This window comes from Streptomyces sp. S186 (assembly GCF_051603415.1).
Lineage (GTDB): Bacteria > Actinomycetota > Actinomycetes > Streptomycetales > Streptomycetaceae > Streptomyces.
The window spans coordinates 3,465,220-3,480,900 of record NZ_CP193932.1 but is presented as its reverse complement, the minus strand read 5'-3'; the positions used below and the strand labels follow the sequence as shown (position 1 = coordinate 3,480,900).

At 73.2% G+C, this 15,681-nt stretch carries 13 protein-coding genes; 4 read left to right on the top strand and 9 right to left on the bottom strand.

From position 1 onward, the window contains the following. Nucleotides 1-164: 164 nt before the first annotated feature. The 3 genes from ACRAS8_RS14545 to ACRAS8_RS14535 all read right to left on the bottom strand — a co-directional run bounded on the left by ACRAS8_RS14545 (nt 165) and on the right by ACRAS8_RS14535 (nt 4,245). Nucleotides 165-1,973: a PTS transporter subunit EIIC gene (locus tag ACRAS8_RS14545; RefSeq protein WP_438486480.1), complete on the bottom strand. Its 1,809-nt coding sequence runs from the start codon at nt 1,971-1,973 to the stop codon at nt 165-167. 155 nt (nt 1,974-2,128) lie between these two features. Beyond that, entirely contained in the window at nt 2,129-3,076 is a 948-nt protein-coding gene (murQ, locus tag ACRAS8_RS14540) for an N-acetylmuramic acid 6-phosphate etherase (protein WP_438486479.1), read from the bottom strand. A 215-nt stretch (nt 3,077-3,291) separates the two neighbouring features. Beyond that, nucleotides 3,292-4,245: a MurR/RpiR family transcriptional regulator gene (locus ACRAS8_RS14535; RefSeq protein ID WP_438486478.1), complete on the bottom strand. Its 954-nt coding sequence runs from the start codon at nt 4,243-4,245 to the stop codon at nt 3,292-3,294. Between the two features lie 171 nt (nt 4,246-4,416). Here ACRAS8_RS14535 and ACRAS8_RS14530 point away from each other — a divergent pair, with 171 nt between their 5' ends. Together ACRAS8_RS14530 and ACRAS8_RS14525 are read left to right on the top strand one after the other, a co-directional pair. Next, nucleotides 4,417-4,779, top strand: a complete 363-nt coding sequence (locus ACRAS8_RS14530) for a hypothetical protein (protein WP_221906147.1) — start codon at nt 4,417-4,419, stop codon at nt 4,777-4,779. A 1-nt stretch (nt 4,780) separates the two neighbouring features. After that, a complete protein-coding gene (locus tag ACRAS8_RS14525) occupies nt 4,781-5,041 on the top strand; it encodes a DUF4031 domain-containing protein (RefSeq protein ID WP_438486477.1) in 261 nt (86 codons plus the stop codon). Between the two features lie 193 nt (nt 5,042-5,234). Here ACRAS8_RS14525 and ACRAS8_RS14520 read toward each other — a convergent pair whose 3' ends face one another. The 5 genes from ACRAS8_RS14520 to ACRAS8_RS14500 form a co-directional block, all read right to left on the bottom strand. Continuing rightward, a complete protein-coding gene (locus tag ACRAS8_RS14520) occupies nt 5,235-6,446 on the bottom strand; it encodes a Cmx/CmrA family chloramphenicol efflux MFS transporter (protein WP_438490485.1) in 1,212 nt (403 codons plus the stop codon). Nucleotides 6,447-6,583: 137 nt separating this feature from the next. Further along, entirely contained in the window at nt 6,584-7,276 is a 693-nt protein-coding gene (locus ACRAS8_RS14515; protein WP_438486476.1) for an HD domain-containing protein, read from the bottom strand. Between the two features lie 18 nt (nt 7,277-7,294). Beyond that, nucleotides 7,295-8,152 carry a transporter substrate-binding domain-containing protein gene (locus ACRAS8_RS14510; RefSeq protein WP_438486475.1) on the bottom strand — a complete coding sequence of 286 codons (858 nt, stop codon included), beginning with the start codon at nt 8,150-8,152 and terminating at the stop codon, nt 7,295-7,297. 76 nt (nt 8,153-8,228) lie between these two features. Further along, nucleotides 8,229-9,029, bottom strand: coding sequence for a hypothetical protein (locus ACRAS8_RS14505; RefSeq protein ID WP_438486474.1), 801 nt, complete (start codon nt 9,027-9,029; stop codon nt 8,229-8,231). Beyond that, nucleotides 9,026-9,505 (bottom strand): hypothetical protein, encoded by a 480-nt coding sequence (locus ACRAS8_RS14500; protein WP_438486473.1) that lies wholly within the window; start codon nt 9,503-9,505, stop codon nt 9,026-9,028. Before ACRAS8_RS14500 ends, ACRAS8_RS14505 begins: the two co-directional genes overlap by 4 nt. A 357-nt stretch (nt 9,506-9,862) precedes the next feature. Between ACRAS8_RS14500 and ACRAS8_RS14495 the strand changes: the two genes are divergently transcribed. Further along, nucleotides 9,863-10,594, top strand: coding sequence for a copper homeostasis protein CutC (locus tag ACRAS8_RS14495; RefSeq protein WP_438486472.1), 732 nt, complete (start codon nt 9,863-9,865; stop codon nt 10,592-10,594). A gap of 262 nt (nt 10,595-10,856) precedes the next feature. Beyond that, complete coding sequence (locus ACRAS8_RS14490) at nt 10,857-13,148, top strand: FG-GAP repeat domain-containing protein (RefSeq protein ID WP_438486471.1); 2,292 nt, start codon at nt 10,857-10,859, stop codon at nt 13,146-13,148. Between the two features lie 108 nt (nt 13,149-13,256). On the opposite strand, the gene ACRAS8_RS14485 is transcribed toward ACRAS8_RS14490, so the two are convergent. Next, nucleotides 13,257-15,356, bottom strand: a complete 2,100-nt coding sequence (locus tag ACRAS8_RS14485; protein ID WP_438486470.1) for a HelD family protein — start codon at nt 15,354-15,356, stop codon at nt 13,257-13,259. Between the last annotated feature and the right edge of the window lie 325 nt (nt 15,357-15,681).

Genomic DNA, 15,681 nt, shown 5'->3' with positions numbered 1-15,681 from the left:
GGCCACTACGGCGGCGAGGACAAGCAATCGCCCACGGGGCCAAGCAATCGCCCACGGGGACGCGCAGTCGACCGCGGACCAAGTCGGCGGCGGAGGCGCTCACCGAGCGTCAGGCCGGTTTGGCCCAGCCGGGAGCGTCGCGGGGGCCTTGGGCCTCGGGCCGGTTACCCGACGCCTTCGAGCGCGGCGTTGCGGGCGTCCGGGTCCGTTCGCCGGGAGCCGTCGAGGGTGGCCGCGTCGGCGTCTGGTTGCGGTGCCTCGGTGGCCGCGTTGAGGTCCGAGCGCTGCTGCTTGCTGAGGCCGAAGAAGTAGGTGGCGACGAAGCCGACCGCGTAGCCGACGAGGAGGCCGAGGGCGTAGACGGCGATCGTCGTGCCTAGCGCCTGGTTGCCCTTGACCAGGGGGAAGAGGGCCAGGCCGGAGGGGCCGATGGCGGTGGAGCCGACGGTGTCGCCGAGTTGATTGACGAGGCCCACGAAGCCGCCGCCGAACGCGCCTCCGACGCAGGCGGTGATGAAGGGGCGGCCGAGGGGCAGCGAGACGCCGTAGATCAGGGGCTCGCCGACGCCCAGGAAGCCCGCGGGGAGGGCGGAGCGGATCGTCGTGCGGATCGAGTGGTTGCGGCGGAGGCGTAGGTAGAGGGCGAGTGCAGCTCCCACCTGGCCTGCACCGGCCATGGCGAGGATCGGCAGGAGGGTTGTGTAGCCCTGCTGTTGGATCAGGGTGGTGTGGATGGGGATGAGGGCCTGGTGGAGGCCCAGCATGACGAGGGGCAGGAAGAGCCCGCCGAGGAGGAAGCCGGCGAGCGCGCCGCCGTGGGCGAGCAGCCAGTCGGCGGCGGTGCCGATGGCTTGCGAGACCTCGCCGGCCGCGTACATCAGGCCGAAGACGGTGACCAGGCCGGTGAGGAGGACGGTGAGGGCGGGAGTGAGGAGGACGTCCAGGGCCTCGGGGACGCGTCTGCGGAGCTGCTTCTCGACGTGGGCGGCGAGGAGGGCGGCGGCGAGGCCACCGAGGACGCCGCCCTGGCCGGGGGCGAGCTTCTGGCCGAAGGCGGTGACGTTGGCGATGCCGGGGAAGACGATCACGGCGGCGACCGCGCCGCCGAGGACGGGGGTTCCGCCGAACTCCTTCGCGGTGTTGTAGCCGACGAAGACCGCGATGAGGGACATGAAGCCGGAGGCGATGGCCGTCATCGACGGGACCAGGGACGGGAGCCAACCGGCGTTGGTGAGCAGGCCGTTGAGGCCGGCGATGATACCGCAGCCGATCAGGGCGGGGATGAGCGGCACGAAGATGTTGGCGATGCGGCGGAGGAAGAGCTTGACGGGGGTGGCATTGCGCGCCTTTTGGCGGGCCTTGAGGGCGGCGCCTTGGGCGGCCAGGTCAGAGGCGGAGGCGGGGGCGGTGGTGGGGGTAGGAGTGGGGGTGGGGGGCCGGGGGGTGCTGTTGGCGGTTGGGGCGGGGGTGGGCGCCTCCGCCGTCGACTTGGTGGGCGGGGTGGTCGGGGTGGTGGGGGTTGTCTGAGGGGCGGGGGTGGTGGGGCGTGGGGTGTGTGGGTTGTGGGGGTGGGTGGGGGTGGCGTTTGCGGGGGCCGTGGGGGCGCCGCCTTTTTCCTTGTTACGGCAACGGTTACGGAGCGTGATTTGTTTCTGTGGAGTGTCACTGGATCGGGGGGTTTGGCGTTGGGGGGCTTCGCTGGGGGTGGTGGCGGTGGCCTTGGCCAGTAGGTGGGTGAACTCGGGGGTTACTCGGGCGACGGTGCCGGGGCCGAGCACGATTTGGTAGGTGTCGTCGTCGACCACTCCCAGGACGGCGGGGAGTGCTTTGAGGGCGTCTTCCTGGATCAGGGAGTGGTCCTTGATGCCCAGGCGGAGGCGGGTCATGCAGTGGGCGACGGAGGTGATGTTGTCGGCGCCGCCCACGAGGGGGAGGAGGGCGGCGGCGGTGGCGCGGTTTTTGTCTTCGGTCATGTGTGGCGCCTTGCTGTGGGGGTGGAGGTAGGGGTGGTGTGAGCAATGGGGAGGGGTGGTGTGGGGAGGGGGAGGTGGCTGGGGTGGTTGGAGACCGTGCAGTCGGTGCAGGAGCCGATGTACTGCTTCGGCTGCGGTGGCTGGTTGATGTTGGGTCAGGTGGTTTGGGTGGGGGTGGATTGGAGGGCGGTGCGGAGGTGGCCCTTGGTGGTGTTGAGGAGGCGGGCGGCCTCGTGGGCGTCGACGCCGCCGAGCAGGACGAGGATGGCGTTCTTCACCTCGCCGTCGGTCTCGGTGAGGGCGGCCTCGATCTCCAGGTCGGTGGCCCCGGTGGCGAGTGCGACGATGCGGCGCGAGCGGGCGCGCAGTTTGTCGTTGGAGGCGCGGACGTCGACCATCAGATTCCCGTAGGTCTTGCCCAGGCGGATCATGGTGATCGTCGAGATCATGTTGAGGACGAGCTTCTGGGCGGTACCGGCCTTGAGGCGGGTGGAGCCGGTGATCAGCTCGGGCCCGACGACGATCTCGATGCCGTGCTCGGCGGCCGCGGCGAGGGCGGAATCGGCGTTGCAGGACAGGCCGATGGTGAGGGCGCCGATGGCGCGGGCGTGCTCGACGGCGCCGATGGCGTAGGGGGTGCGGCCGGAGGCGGAGATGCCGACGACGGTGTCGCGGTCGGCGATGGCGAGGGCGGTGAGGTCGGAGGCGGCCAGCTCCTTGCTGTCCTCGGCACCCTCGACGGCGGTGACCAGTGCGGACGGGCCGCCGGCGATCAGGCCGAGGATCTCCGAAGGGTCGGTGTTGAAGGTCGGCGGGCATTCGCTGGCGTCCAGGACGCCGAGGCGGCCGGCCGTACCGGCGCCGGCGTAGATCAGGCGGCCGCCGCGGGCCATGCGGGCCGCCGTGGCGTCGATGGCGGCGGCGATCTCGGGGAGGCGTTCGGCGACGGCGGCGGGGACGGTGGTGTCCTCGTCGTTCATCAGACGGGCGATGTCCAGGGTGGGGCGGCAATCGATGTTGGCGAGGTCGGGGCGGAATTCCTCTGTGGTGAGGGTTGCCAACTGGGTACGGAGGGATGAGTAGTTGGGGTCGCTGGGTGGCATGGGTGGGGCTCCTCGGGGCGGGGCGGGACGCGCTGGGATGGGATGGGGCAGGGTGGTGGGTGCCTGGCCTGCGTGGGTGTGCTGCGGCGTGGTCGGCTGTATGCGGTGGGGGTGACGGGGGTTTGCGCTCGGCTGCTTGCTGGTGGGGGTGCCGCTGTGCCCACCCGTGCCGTCCCGGCGGCACGACTGCCCATAGTTGGGTGCAGGTTGGTGGATCAGTGGCGGGGGTTGTGGCGGTGGGCGAGGGCTTCGTAGGAGGCGGAGAGGGCGGGGGCGGCGGTCTCGTAGGTGCGTTGGGCGACGCCTATGAAGAGGCAGTCGACGACGAGGAGCTGGCTGGTGCGGGAGGACATGGCCGCGGGGCGCAGCTCGCTCTCGCGGGCCGTGGAGGTCGTCAGGATGTGGTCGGCGTAGGCGGCGATCTCGCCGTCGGGGCGGCCGGTGATGGCGATCGTCGTCGCGCCGTGGTCGAAGGCGACGCGCAGTGGCTCTATGACGTCTGTCGTGCGGCCGGAATGGGTGATCGCGATGGCCACGTCGCGTGCCCGCATCTGCACGGCGTTGGTGACGGCGAGGTGCGGGTCGGAGTGGGCATGGGCGATCAGGCCGATGCGCAGCAGCTTCTGGACCAGGTCCTGGGCGACGAGGTTGGAGGCCCCTATGCCGTAGACGTCGATGCGGCGGGCGGAGGCGAGGGCGGCGACGGAGGCTTCGAGCTGGGTGACGTCCAGCGCGGCGGCGGTGTCGGCGAGGCACTGCTGCTCTTCCTGCGCGAGTTTGGCGACCACGTCGATGAGGGAGTCGTCGACCGCTATGTCCGCCGTGACGGCGGGGGCGCTACCGGCCTCCTGCTGTGCGGCGAGCGCGGCGAGGGCGAGGCGCAGGTCGCGATAGCCGGGGTAGCCCAGGAGGCGGGAGGTGCGGACGACGGTGGCCTCGCTGGTGCCGGTGCGCTCGGCCAGGCCGGTGACGGTGAGGGCGGCGCAGCCGGCAGGGTCGCCGGCGACGGTCTCGGCGACCCGCTGCATGGAGCGGGTCATCGTCGGCGCGAGTGTGCGGACCTTGGCGGCCAGGGCCGCGGGTGGGGGCGGGGCCGGTGGGGTCGGTGGCGATGTGGGAGGAGTGGTCTGTCCGGGGCCGGTGAAAGTTTCCTTCAGTCCGCTGTTCATGACTGAAAGGTATTTTCAGCTCTGGGAGCGCGTCAATCCCCTGCGTGAAGCCTGTGGATAGGTCGACGGGCGGATGGGGCGGGTGGACAGGCGGAGGGGGGAACGCGGATCGCGTGGCGGTCTGCCTGTGGATAAGTCGGTCGGTCGGTGGCTGCGCGCGAGAATGAGGTCATGGAGCTGGAACAGGCATTGCACGCCGCGCGGGCGCTGGTGCTCGCCGACCTGATGGCAGATGACGTAGCGGACGCCGAGATCGTCTCGCTCGTCGAGGATGCGGTCACGCATCGCCGATGGTGGGTGGAGCAGTGGCCTGAGGGTGCCTCGTTCGTCGCGGGGCTGATAGCGCAGGACGTCCAGGACGCGCTGCTGGAGCGGTACGGCCGTTGGCCGCTGTGCCCGGTGTGCACGGAGTCCGGGGATCCTCATGCGCTCGATGTGGAGCCGGAGTTGGGTCCGGATCCGCACTGGGTGTGTCCGAAGACGGCGGTCGCCGTCGCCCCGGTCGGGCGGCTGCGCGCGCCGGCGGAGGGCTGAGGTGACGATCTACGTCGACCCGCCCATATGGCCAGGGCACGGTCGTATGTGGTCGCACCTGGTGAGCGACCGGTCGTTCGACGAACTGCACCGCTTCGCGGCCGCGCTCGGCGCGCCGCGACGGGCCTTCGAGCGCGACCACTACGACCTGCCGTCCGAGCGGTATGACGATGCCGTGCGGGCGGGAGCGGTGGCGGTCGGTTCCAAGGAGCTGGTCCGCCGGCTCACGGAGGCGGGGCTGCGGCGGCCGAAGGGGCGGTGAGGGGCGGGGGTGCAGGTCACCGGGCCGCCGAGGAGCTTCCTGGCGGCGGAGCCCCCGCCGTGACGGGGCGAGGGCTCCGCGGAGTAAGCGCATGTGCGAACGACGTTCGTGGACGCCGGGCGGTTGCATGCATCGCCCTCAGGGGGGCGCCGCCCTCAGGAGCGTTCGCCGCCCTTGAGGGCGTTCGGTGGCCTCAAGGGCGTTCGGCGACCTCCGGGGAGCGGGCGGCGGACTTCGTGACGGACGCGGCGTCGGCGGCCGGGGCCGAGGACGCGACGACGCGGGAGTGGGCCGAGGCGCGGTGGAGGCGGAAGGCGAGGGCGGTGGTGAGGACGGCGACGGCGGCGAGGGCGGCACCGGTCCAGGCGACGGCGGGGTAGCCCCAGCCGGCGCTGATGGCCAGGCCGCCGAGCCAGGGGCCGAGGGTGTTGCCGATGTTGAAGGCGGCCGTGGTGGTGGCGCCGGCGAGGGTCGGGGCGGCGTTCGCCACGTTGAACATCCGGGCGTTCAGCGCGGGGGCCGTGGTGAAGGCGGTGACGCCGAGCATGAGGGAGAGGGCGACGGCGGCGACCGGGCTGTGCGCGGTCAGCGCCAGGACGGCGAGGACGGCGGTGGAGGCCGAGATGCCGCCGAAGAGGGTGCCGAAGAGGTGCGCGTCGGCGATCCGGCCGCCGATGAACGTGCCGATCAGCGCGCCGACGCCGAAGAGGGCGAGCACCGTCGGGACCCAGCTCTCCGCGAGGCCGGCGGTGTCGGTCAGCAGCGGGGAGAGGTAGGAGAAGAGGGCGAAGACCGCGGCGCCGTTCATGGCGGTGGCGATCAGTGCCAGCCAGACCTGCTTGTCCCGGTAGATGGTCAGTTCGCGGCGGAGCCGGGGGCGGTCCTCGCCGGTGGGCACCTCGGTGCGCGGGACGAGGGCGATGACGCCTACGAGGCCGAGCACGGAGAGTGCGGCCACCGCCCAGAAGGCGGCGCGCCAGCCGGCGTGCTGGCCGAGCAGGGCGCCGGCGGGGACGCCGGCGATGTTGGCGATGCTCAGTCCGCCGACCATGACGGCCATGGCGCGGGCCCGGGCGGTCACCGGGACGAGCGAGACGGCCACGGCCGCGCCCACCGCCCAGAAGCCGGCGCAGGCCAGGGCGCTGATCACCCGGGAGGCGAAGAGGACGGCGTAGGAGGGCGCCAGGGCGCCGGCGGCCTGGCCGAGGCCGAAGATCGCGAGCAGGGTGATGAGGGTGGTGCGGCGGGGGAGGCGGAGCGTGGCGGCGGCCAGTACGGGGGCGCCGACCACCATGCCGATGGCGAAGGCGGAGACCAGCAGACCGGCCTGCGGGATGGAGACCCCGAGGTCGCGGGCGAGCGGCTGGAGGATGCCGGAGAGCATGAACTCGCTGGTGCATGACAGGTACCAACAGGGGGATGGGTGCTGACATTCCCGGTCGGTGGGGTGGCGTTCGCCACGTGGGGGCCGCGCCCGGGGCCCGGTGGGGCAGGTAGTCGGACGGTGTCCTGGACAGGTCTGCCGGTCTGCCGGTCTGTCGATCAGTCCGTGTCCCGATCAGGTGCCGCCCCGAGGGTGCCCCCGCCCCCGCTCTCCAGGAGGGCGAGTTCCGTGGCGAGGTTGCGGCGGGCCGGTGCCTCCCAGCGGTCGTGGCCCGTCGGGGTCCTGAACAGGCGGGGGAGTGCGAGGAGTTGGCGGAGGACGGCGGCGCGGCCGGCCCGGAAGTCCGGGTCGGGGACGAAGCCGTACTCGGCGCGGACCGCGGCGGCGTAGGCGGCGTAGGCGTCGGGGGAGCCGGCCAGGACGGCCAGGTCGGCGTCGCACAGGACGGCGCCGTCGTGGTCGCCGGGGGCCGGGTCGTGGGTGACGGTGAGGCGGACGAGGCGGGCGACCTCGGCGGTGCGCGCCTCGGTGATGCCCAGTTCGGGGAGGGCGCGTTCGGCGAGGGCGGCGCTGCGTTCCTCGTTCTCGGAGCGGTCGGGCCGGTAGACGGCGTCGTGGAACCATGCGGCCAGCTGGACGGCGGGCAGATCGTCGGCGTGCGCGGCGAGTTCGTCGATCCGGTCGAGGACGGCGGTGAGGTGGTCGGTGGTGTGGTAGCGGCGCTGCGGCTCGGCCCAGCGGCGGAGGAGGTTGTCCGCGTACGGGGCGGGGGCGGGGCCTTCCTGGGTGCCGCGGGCCCGGGCCACGGTGGCGGCCCAGCGGGCGGCCAGGTCGGGGCGGGAGTCGGTCATGGGCGTCATTGTGCCGGGTCACGGGGCTGACTTGTCGCGGCAGGAGTATTTGTCGAGGTCGTCCGCGCTGGGTTTGTAGTGCGCCTCCCAGTGGGCGTCGGCCTGCGGGATGGCGGGGAGTTCGGTGGTGAAGTCCCTTTTCCAGTCGCTGCTGTTGAGGTAGTCGCGCAGTGCGTCGCGGAGTTTCCGGCAGTCTTCACGGTGGCCCTTTTGCATGGCGATTCCGTAGCGGTTGGTGGAGTCGATGTCGATGCCGGGGACGACCTTCAGGTTCGGGTACTGCTTGCTCTGGGTGAAGCCGTGGAGAATCATCGTGTCGGTGGAGACCGCGTCGACTTCGTGGTTTTCGAGGGCGCTGACGCAGCCGTCGGCGGTGTTCTTGGCGGAGAAGACGAGGCCGGGGATCTTCTGCAGTGCGATGCCCGAGGTGGTGCCGGACCAGGCGCAGACGGATTTGCCGCGGAGGTCGGCGAGGGTCCTGATGCGGTGGTCGTCCTTGCGGACCATGACGCCCTGCGGGGTGATGGCGTAGGGGCCGACGAAGTCGACGTCCCGGCTGCGCTGGTCGGTGATGGAGAAGGTCGCGATGACCAGGTCCTGGCGCCCTTCGGTGACGGCGGTGGTGCGGCGTTCGGAGGGTACGGCGGTGAAATTCGGTTCGGTGTGGAGTTTCTTGAGGAGTTGCCGGGCGACGGTGATGTCGAAGCCGCGGAAGTCGTAGCTGTCGAGATAGCTGGTGCCGGGCTGGTCGCTTTTCACGCCGACGGAGACCTGTCCCTTGGCGAAGAGGGACGGCGGTGCGTTCGTTCCGCAGGCGGTCGCGGTGAATGCGGCGAGGGCGAGCAGGGCCGCGATTCCGGTGAGGCGTGTGGTCATGGGTCCCCGTTTTCTGTTGCTCTTTTTCGTCGCCGGCTGCGGGGTGGTGTCGTTCCTCCGCCGCGCGGGGGGTGGGTCAGGTGTCGTGGAGGGTGGCTCCGGTGGTCCTGACGTCCATGCGGCAGCCGCGGTCGGTGTGGAGGGTGAGGCCGATGCGGACGGTGCGGGCCTGCGGGTCCAGGGGGATGTCGAAGGTGCCGCCGTCGTGGACGGAATCCGGTGTGGCCGCGTGGCCGGGGGGCGGTGCGGTGAGCGCGACGGCGGTGACCGGGCGGCAGGCCGGGGCCGCGGGGTCGTGGTCGTCGATGGCCAGGGTGAGGCGGAGGGCGTCGCGGGCCTCCCCGGGGGCGACGGCGAGGGTCAGGGTGAAACGGGCGCCGTCGGGCAGGTCCCGTGCCGCCGTGGTGATCTTGCCGGTGGCGTCGATCTCGCCGTGGGCGACGACGTCCCGGAAGGCCAGCCAGCCGCCGACGGTGGCCAGGAGGGAGGCGAGGGAGAGGGCGGCGACGATCCGGGCGCCGCGCGGGCGCTGGACGAGGACGCGGGCGGTGGCGGCGCCGACGGAGACGGCGACCAGCGTGCCCCACAGCACGTACTGGGACGCGGGGCCGTCCGGCCAGGTGGTGCCGGCGACGACGAGGGCGGCGCAGGCCAGGAGCAGGGGCAGCCAGCGGGCGCTGGGGTGCAGGGCCCAGCGGATGAAGACGTTCCGGATGGTGCCGGCGGCGATGGAGTGGTCGCCGTGGGCGGTGGCGTCGTTGTGGATCTGCGCCGGCTCGTGGAGGCGCCCCGGGTCGTGGCCGTGTCCCGTGTCGGGGAGGCGTTCCGGGTGGTGGAGGTGCTCCGGGTCGGGCCGGGGCGGTCTCCGGGGGGTCATGTGTCGTCCCGGGGGTGCGCGGTGCCTCCCATGGTGATGTTGCCGTGGATCTCGCCGGCGGCGAGGGAGTGGTCGCCGGTCGCCGTGACGTGGTGGTGGACGGTCCGCGGGCCGGTGGCGGCGCGGGCGACGTGCTCGCGGAAGCCGGCGGCGTCGCGGTCGGCGGCGGGGGAGTCCAGCCAGGCGGTGAGGGCGGCGGCGAGGGTGCGGCGGTCGTGGTCGTCGAGGGTGGCCAGCAGCCGGTCGAGGGCGTCGGCGCGGTCGGTGTCCAGGAGCGGCCGGGTGGTGTCGTCGCCGAGGGTGGCCGGGCTGCCGTTGCGGCGGTGCAGCAGGCGGCGGAAGAAGCCCTCGCCGGCGGCCACGGTGCGTTCGGCGATCCGGTCCTGGGTGGCGGTGAGGACGGAGGTGCCCAGGCTGTTGGCCGCCAGGGCGAGATACGGGGCTATTTCAGCGGATACGGTTGCAAGGTCGGACATCCGGACTCTCCGTGCTCGGCACCACGGGTGTGCGGGGAACAGGCGCAACACCCTTATGGAAAAGGCGTGTTACCCATGTGAGGGCTGATCCACACGCGCGTCGTGAGGCGGTTTCGGGGTGACGGCAGAGGGGGTGACGGGGGCGCCGGGGGTGGATTTCGGCCGCGTCGCGGGCCGGGTGCGGGTGCGGTGGTCGAGGAGCGCTTAGGGTGGGTATTGGACTAGACCTGTGTGGTGTGGGTTGGGGGCCGGCCGGGGCGCGAGTGCCCGGTGCCGTTCCGGCCGCCCGCCCCGCGCGCCTGGGCCACGTCGTTCGTCACCTGGGCCATGTCATTCGTCAGCGGAAGGTTGGGTCGTATGAATCAGCGCGCGCTCCTGGAGGTGATCGCGCTCGGTCCCGAGGACGCGGTCGCCGCGCAGGCCGGCGGTGCCGACCGCCTGGAACTGGTCGCGGACATGGCGGCGGACGGGCTGACCCCGCCGCGCGCCACGTTCGCCGCGGTCCGGGCGGCCGTCGGCATCCCGCTGCGGGTGATGCTGCGCGCCTCCGACGGCTTCGCGGCGGGCGACGCGGGCGACGTGGCCGCGCTGTGCGGGGCGGCCGAGGCGCTGCGCGCGGAGGGCGCCGAGGAGTTCGTCCTGGGCTTCCTGACGCCGGAGGGGCGGCCGGACCTCGCGGCGGTCACGGCGCTGGCCGAGGTGCTCGACGGGTGCCGGTGGACGTTCCACCGGGCCATCGACCGGGCCGCCGACCGGGACGCGCTCCGCCGGGAACTGGCGGGCTTCGCCGGCGCGGCCGGCCTCGACACGTATCTGACCGCCGGTGCCGCGGACGGGGTCGGCGCGGGACTGGCGACGCTGGTCGCCGAGCAGGCGCGCACGGCGGCGGACGAGCCCGGGTACGCGCCGCGGATCCTGGTGGGCGGCGGGCTCACCCTCGCGCACCTGCCGGAGCTGCGGGCGGCCGGGCTGGACGCGTTCCACATCGGGGGCGCGGCCCGCCCCGGTGGGTGGAGCGCGCCGGTGGACGCGGCGGCGGTGCGGGAGTGGCGGGCGGCGCTGGACGCCCCGGTGGTGGCGCCGATCTAGGGACGCTGGCGGTCCCGCGGACGTGCCCCCGGTCCCGCGGACCCACGGCAAACCCGAGACAGTGCCACAAAACCCCGAGATAGCGCCCATAACCCGAGCTGGTGCCCATAACCCGAGCTGGTGCGGAAAAAGGGAAAGCGCGCCAGACCTACCCGTTGGTAGGATTCGCGCGAATCGGCATGGGGGGACCAATTCGTCGGCTCGGGGAGGCAGTTCCCTCCTGGCCGCCCTCCGGCCGCACCACGCATCGCCAGGAGGGCAGATGACCCGATCCGCCATAGTTCGACGGCCTCGCACGCCGGGGCCGTCCGGCCGTTCGCGCCGGCTCGTCACCGGAGCCGTCGCACTGGCCCTGGCGGTCACCGCCGGTCCGCTCGTCGTGCCCGCCGTCGCCGCCGGCCCCGCCGCGACGGCCACCGGGGCCCCCGCTCAGCTGCTGAAGATCGCCGCCGGCTCCGAGATCGTCAGCGCCGGCCGGACCGGCTTCCTCTCCGTGGACCCCCGGCACCAGGTGCTGTGGACGCGCTACGCCGACGGCGTCACGACCCAACTCGCCCAGGACGACCCCCGGACCTCCTACGACACCACGCACGGCACCGCCTCCGACGTCGTGGCCCTCGGGGACGATCCGGTCATGGGCGCCTCCCGCAAGATCACCCTGCGGGACATGGCCGGCGGGACGTCCGCTCTCATCGACCTCACCGCGTACGGCTACCACTATCTGGGCACCGTCGGCTCGCGCGTCCTCGCCTACCAGCGGGGCGACAAGGGCACCGTGCGGGCGCACGTCCTGGAGGCCGCGGGCGGCACGGTCACCGACCGGGAGATCACCGGCCTGCCCGACGGCACACGGGACGTCGACGTGGCGTCCGGCTTCGGCGACTCCGTCGTGCTGCGGTACTCCGCCACCCCGGACGGCGTCGACGACCACGGCATGGAGGAGTACACCGTCGCCGACCTGGCCTCCGCCAAGGTCGTCACCGGCCGCGGCATGGTGGGCGGCTTCCCGACCGTCGCCGCGGTGTCGGGCCGTCATATGGCGCTCGCCGGCGGCCTGTTCATGGGCGACGCCACCACCTCCCTGCGCACCAAGGCGCTCGGCGGCGACCAGCGGCGCTGGAGCACGGACCTCGCCGGCGTCATCACCCCCCTCGTGGGCCTGGCCGGCGACTGGGCGCTGTACGGGAACGCCTGGCGGGCCAACGAGGGGAGCGACAGCGGCCAGGCGTCCTTCCGGGCCGTGCCGATCGGCGGCGGCACCGCCCGCAAGGTGCTGGAACACGCCTCCTCCGTCACCCCGGCCCCGGACGGCGGACTGCTGGTGATGGGCGGCACGGTGGAGAACGGGGAGGGGCTCTACCGCGTCGCCCCCGGGGCCGACGGCGCCCCCGTCGCCAAGCTGGTGGCGAGCACCGGCGAGCGGACGGGGCTCGCCCTCGTCGGCAGCGAGGTCCCGGCCGTGGCCGAGCCGGCCAAGGGCCACTGGCGGCCGCGCTGGCAGCTGTCGCACGGCAACGCCGAGGTGTCCGTCACCCTGCGCCACACCGCCTCCGGCGCCCGGCGCACCTTCGACCTCCGGATCGACCCCGCCAAGTGGGAGGCCCCGGGGCCCACTTGGGTGGACCTGGACTGGGACGGCCTGCTCGGCCCCTCCTACGCCCCCGACCTGGCCGCCCCCAACGGCGGCTACACCTGGACGCTGACCGCCAAGCCGCGCAACGGCATCGGCCCGGTCCTCACCGCCGACGGCGCCTTCACGGTCGCGCGCCCGCCCGCCCCGCACGACTACACCGACAACGGCACCCCGGACCTGCTGCTGCGCGACGGCTCGGGAGACCTGGAGCGCCAGGACACCTACACCGATCCCGACACGGCGCGGCTCAAGAGCCGGGACGCGGCCCGGATAGGCAGCGGCTGGGACGTCTACGACCAGGTCACGGCGGTCGGGAACGTCGCGGGCGCGGTGCACGGCGACGTGGTCGCGCGGGACCGGTCCGGGGTGCTGTGGCTGTACCTCGGCAAGGGGGACGGCACCTTCGACGCCCGGATCAGGGTCGGCGCCGGCTGGGGCGGCTACACCCAGCTCACCGGCGGCGGCGACCTCGACGGCGACGGCCGCGGCGACCTGCTGGCCCGCGACTCCGACGGGGTGCTCTGGCTCTACAAGGGCACCGGCAGCTGGCGGGCGCCGTTCGCGCCCCGGGTGAGGATCGGCGGCGGCTGGCAGGTCTACGACCGGATCGTCTCGGTCGGCGACGTGGCCGGCGGGCCCGCGGGGGACGTGGTGGCCCGGGACAAGGACGGGGTGCTGTGGCTGTATCCCGGCAAGGGTGACGGCACGTTCGAGGGCCGGGTCAGGGTCGGCGCCGGCTGGGGCGGCTACACCCAGCTGACCGGCATCGGCGACGCCGGCACCGACGGCCGGGCCGACCTCCTGGCCACCGCGCCGGACGGCACCTCGTACGTCTATCGCGGCACCGGCGACCGGCAGGCGCCGTTCGCCCCGCGCGAGCAGACCGGCATCCAGGTGCTGCCGGGCCAGACCGTGTCCTGAGTGGTGACCGGCGGTGCGGGGGCGGCGCCTGTACGGCGTGCGCCCCCGCACCGCTCTCGTGTGACACCCCCGCCGCCGTCAGCCGTTGTCAGCCGCCGTCAGCCGCCCTCAGCCGTCGGTGAGCCGCTCCGGCAGCTCCGCCGCGTGCACGATCGTCAGGCCCGAGACCGGTCGGGTCAGGCACACGTACAGGCGGCGCAGGCCGGTCCGCTCGTCCGGTTCGCCGTCCACGATCGCCGCCGGCTCGTCCAGCACCACGTAGTCGTACTCCAGGCCCTTGGCCAGTGTGGCCGGCACCAGCGTCAGCCGGGCGTCGGCCGAGGTCTCCGCACCCGGGGGCAGACAGGCGATGCCGGCCTCCTCAAGTGCCGTGCGCAGCACCGGAACACGGGCGTCCGCGGCGATCAGGCCGATCGAGCCCTCCTTGGCCAGCGCATCGCGGCAGGCCGCGAGGACCGTCGTGGCCAGGTCGGCGGGCCGCACCGACCGGATCTCGAAGTCGCCCGCCGACTCGCGGATGGACGTGGCCTCCGTCAGGTCGGGCGCGATCACCGGCAGCAGACGGGACGCATAGGCGATGACCTCGCGCGGCACACGGAAACCCTGGGTCAGCTCCTCCACGGTGGAACCGGGCTTGCCCAGGTGGGCCAGCGCCTGCTCCCAGGTGTCGGTCGCCCACGGGGTGGTGCCCTGGGCGATGTCGCCCAGGATCGTCGCCGAGCCCGTACTGCAGCGGCGGCCCACCGCGCGGTACTGCATGGGGGACAGGTCCTGCGCCTCGTCCAGGACCACATGCCCCAGCGAGTGTGTACGGGTCACCAGGTCCGTCGCCTCGTCGACCAACACCGCGTCCGCCGACGACCACTTGGCGCTCTTCACGCTGCGCGGGGCCCTCTTTCCCGATCCGGGCTGCGGCCACAGGATCGTCTTCTGCTCCTCGTCGGTGAGGATCCCCGCCGCGTGCTCGGCGAGGAAGTCGGCGTCGCTCAGCAGCCGCAGCACCAGCTTCGCCGGATCGACCGGCGGCCAGATCGCCTTGACCGCCGCCTTCACCGCGGCATTGCGGGCCACCGCGTCCTGCACCCGGTCGTCGGGCGCCTCGCCCGCCTGCTCCATCCGCACCAGGACCGCGTGCGCGATCCGCTGCGGCAGCGCCTCGCGGGCCGCCCCGTAGCGGATGTCGCGGTCCAGCAACTCCTGGACGATCTCCTGGAGTTCGTAGGCCGGGACGCGCCAGCGGCGGGAGCCGCGGACCACCACACAGGGCTCCTGCGGCGGCATGACGTGCGAGCGGACCGCCCGGCGCAGCACCTCGGCCATCCGCGCGTCGCCCTTGACCGTGGCCGTGGCCGCGTCGTCCGTGCCGCGCACCTCGACATGGCCTACGAGGTCGTCGATGGTGGCCTGCTTGACCTCCAACTCCCCCAGGGCGGGCAGCACCTGCTCGATGTACTGGAGGAAGGAGCGGTTCGGACCGATGACCAGGGTGCCGGAGCGGGCCAGCCGCTCCCGGTGGGCGTAGAGCAGATACGCGACACGGTGCAGGCCCACCGCGGTCTTGCCCGTACCGGGCGCCCCCTGGACGCAGACCGTGCCGCCGATGCCGGCCCGGACGATCTCGTCCTGCTCGGGCTGGATGGTGGCGACGATGTCCCGCATCGGGCCGACGCGCGGGCGCTCGATCTCCGCCTGGAGGAGGGCGCTGGTCCGCTCGGCCTCGGCCGGGTCGGTGAGGTGCTCGTCCTCGTAGGCGGTCAGCTCGCCGCCGGTGTAGCCGAAGCGGCGGCGCAGCTTGAGGTCCATCGGGTCCTTCTTGGAGGCCCGGTAGAACGGCTGGGAGACGGGGGCGCGCCAGTCGATGACCATGGGGTCGCCGTCGGCGTCGTGGACGTGGCGGCGGCCGACGTAGAAGTTCTCCCCGTCGGCACCTTCGGCGAGGTCGACGCCGGGGGCGTGGAGGTAGTCGAGCCGGCCGAAGAAGAGCGGGGTACCGGAGAGGTCCGCGAGGGCCTTGATGCGGGCGTCGATCTCGCCCTGGAGGACCTCGGCGTTGACCCAGTTCGCCGTGACGTCCTTGATGTTCAGGGCCTGGGCGTCCTCGCGCATCGCGCGCAGGGCGGCGCGGGAGGCGGCGAGGTGGGCGCGCTCCCGCTGGAGGGGGTCGGCGGGGCCGGGGTGGTCGGGTGACGGGTGGGCGTGCGAGGGCACGGCTTGCCTCCGGTGACGGGTCTTTCCTCGGTACGTGGCGCGCGCGGCGTGCGACGGAGAACGTGGACGGCGCGACGGCGTGCGACGGCGTGGTGCGAAGGGCCGACCGGTTTCCGACCGGACGGCGGCGCTCCCCTGACGGGAGGCAGGCAGGCGCGCGATTGTAGTCAGCAGCTATCCGGGGCGCCAACGGATTTCCGCGCGCCCCGCCGCGGCGGAGCGCCGTACCCGGGAGGGACGGTCACAGACGCGCCTGTATCCGGGAGGGGCGGCCCCGGAGTTCCGTAGGTCTCCCGTAGGGGTCGGTGTGGGCCTGGAGGTTGAT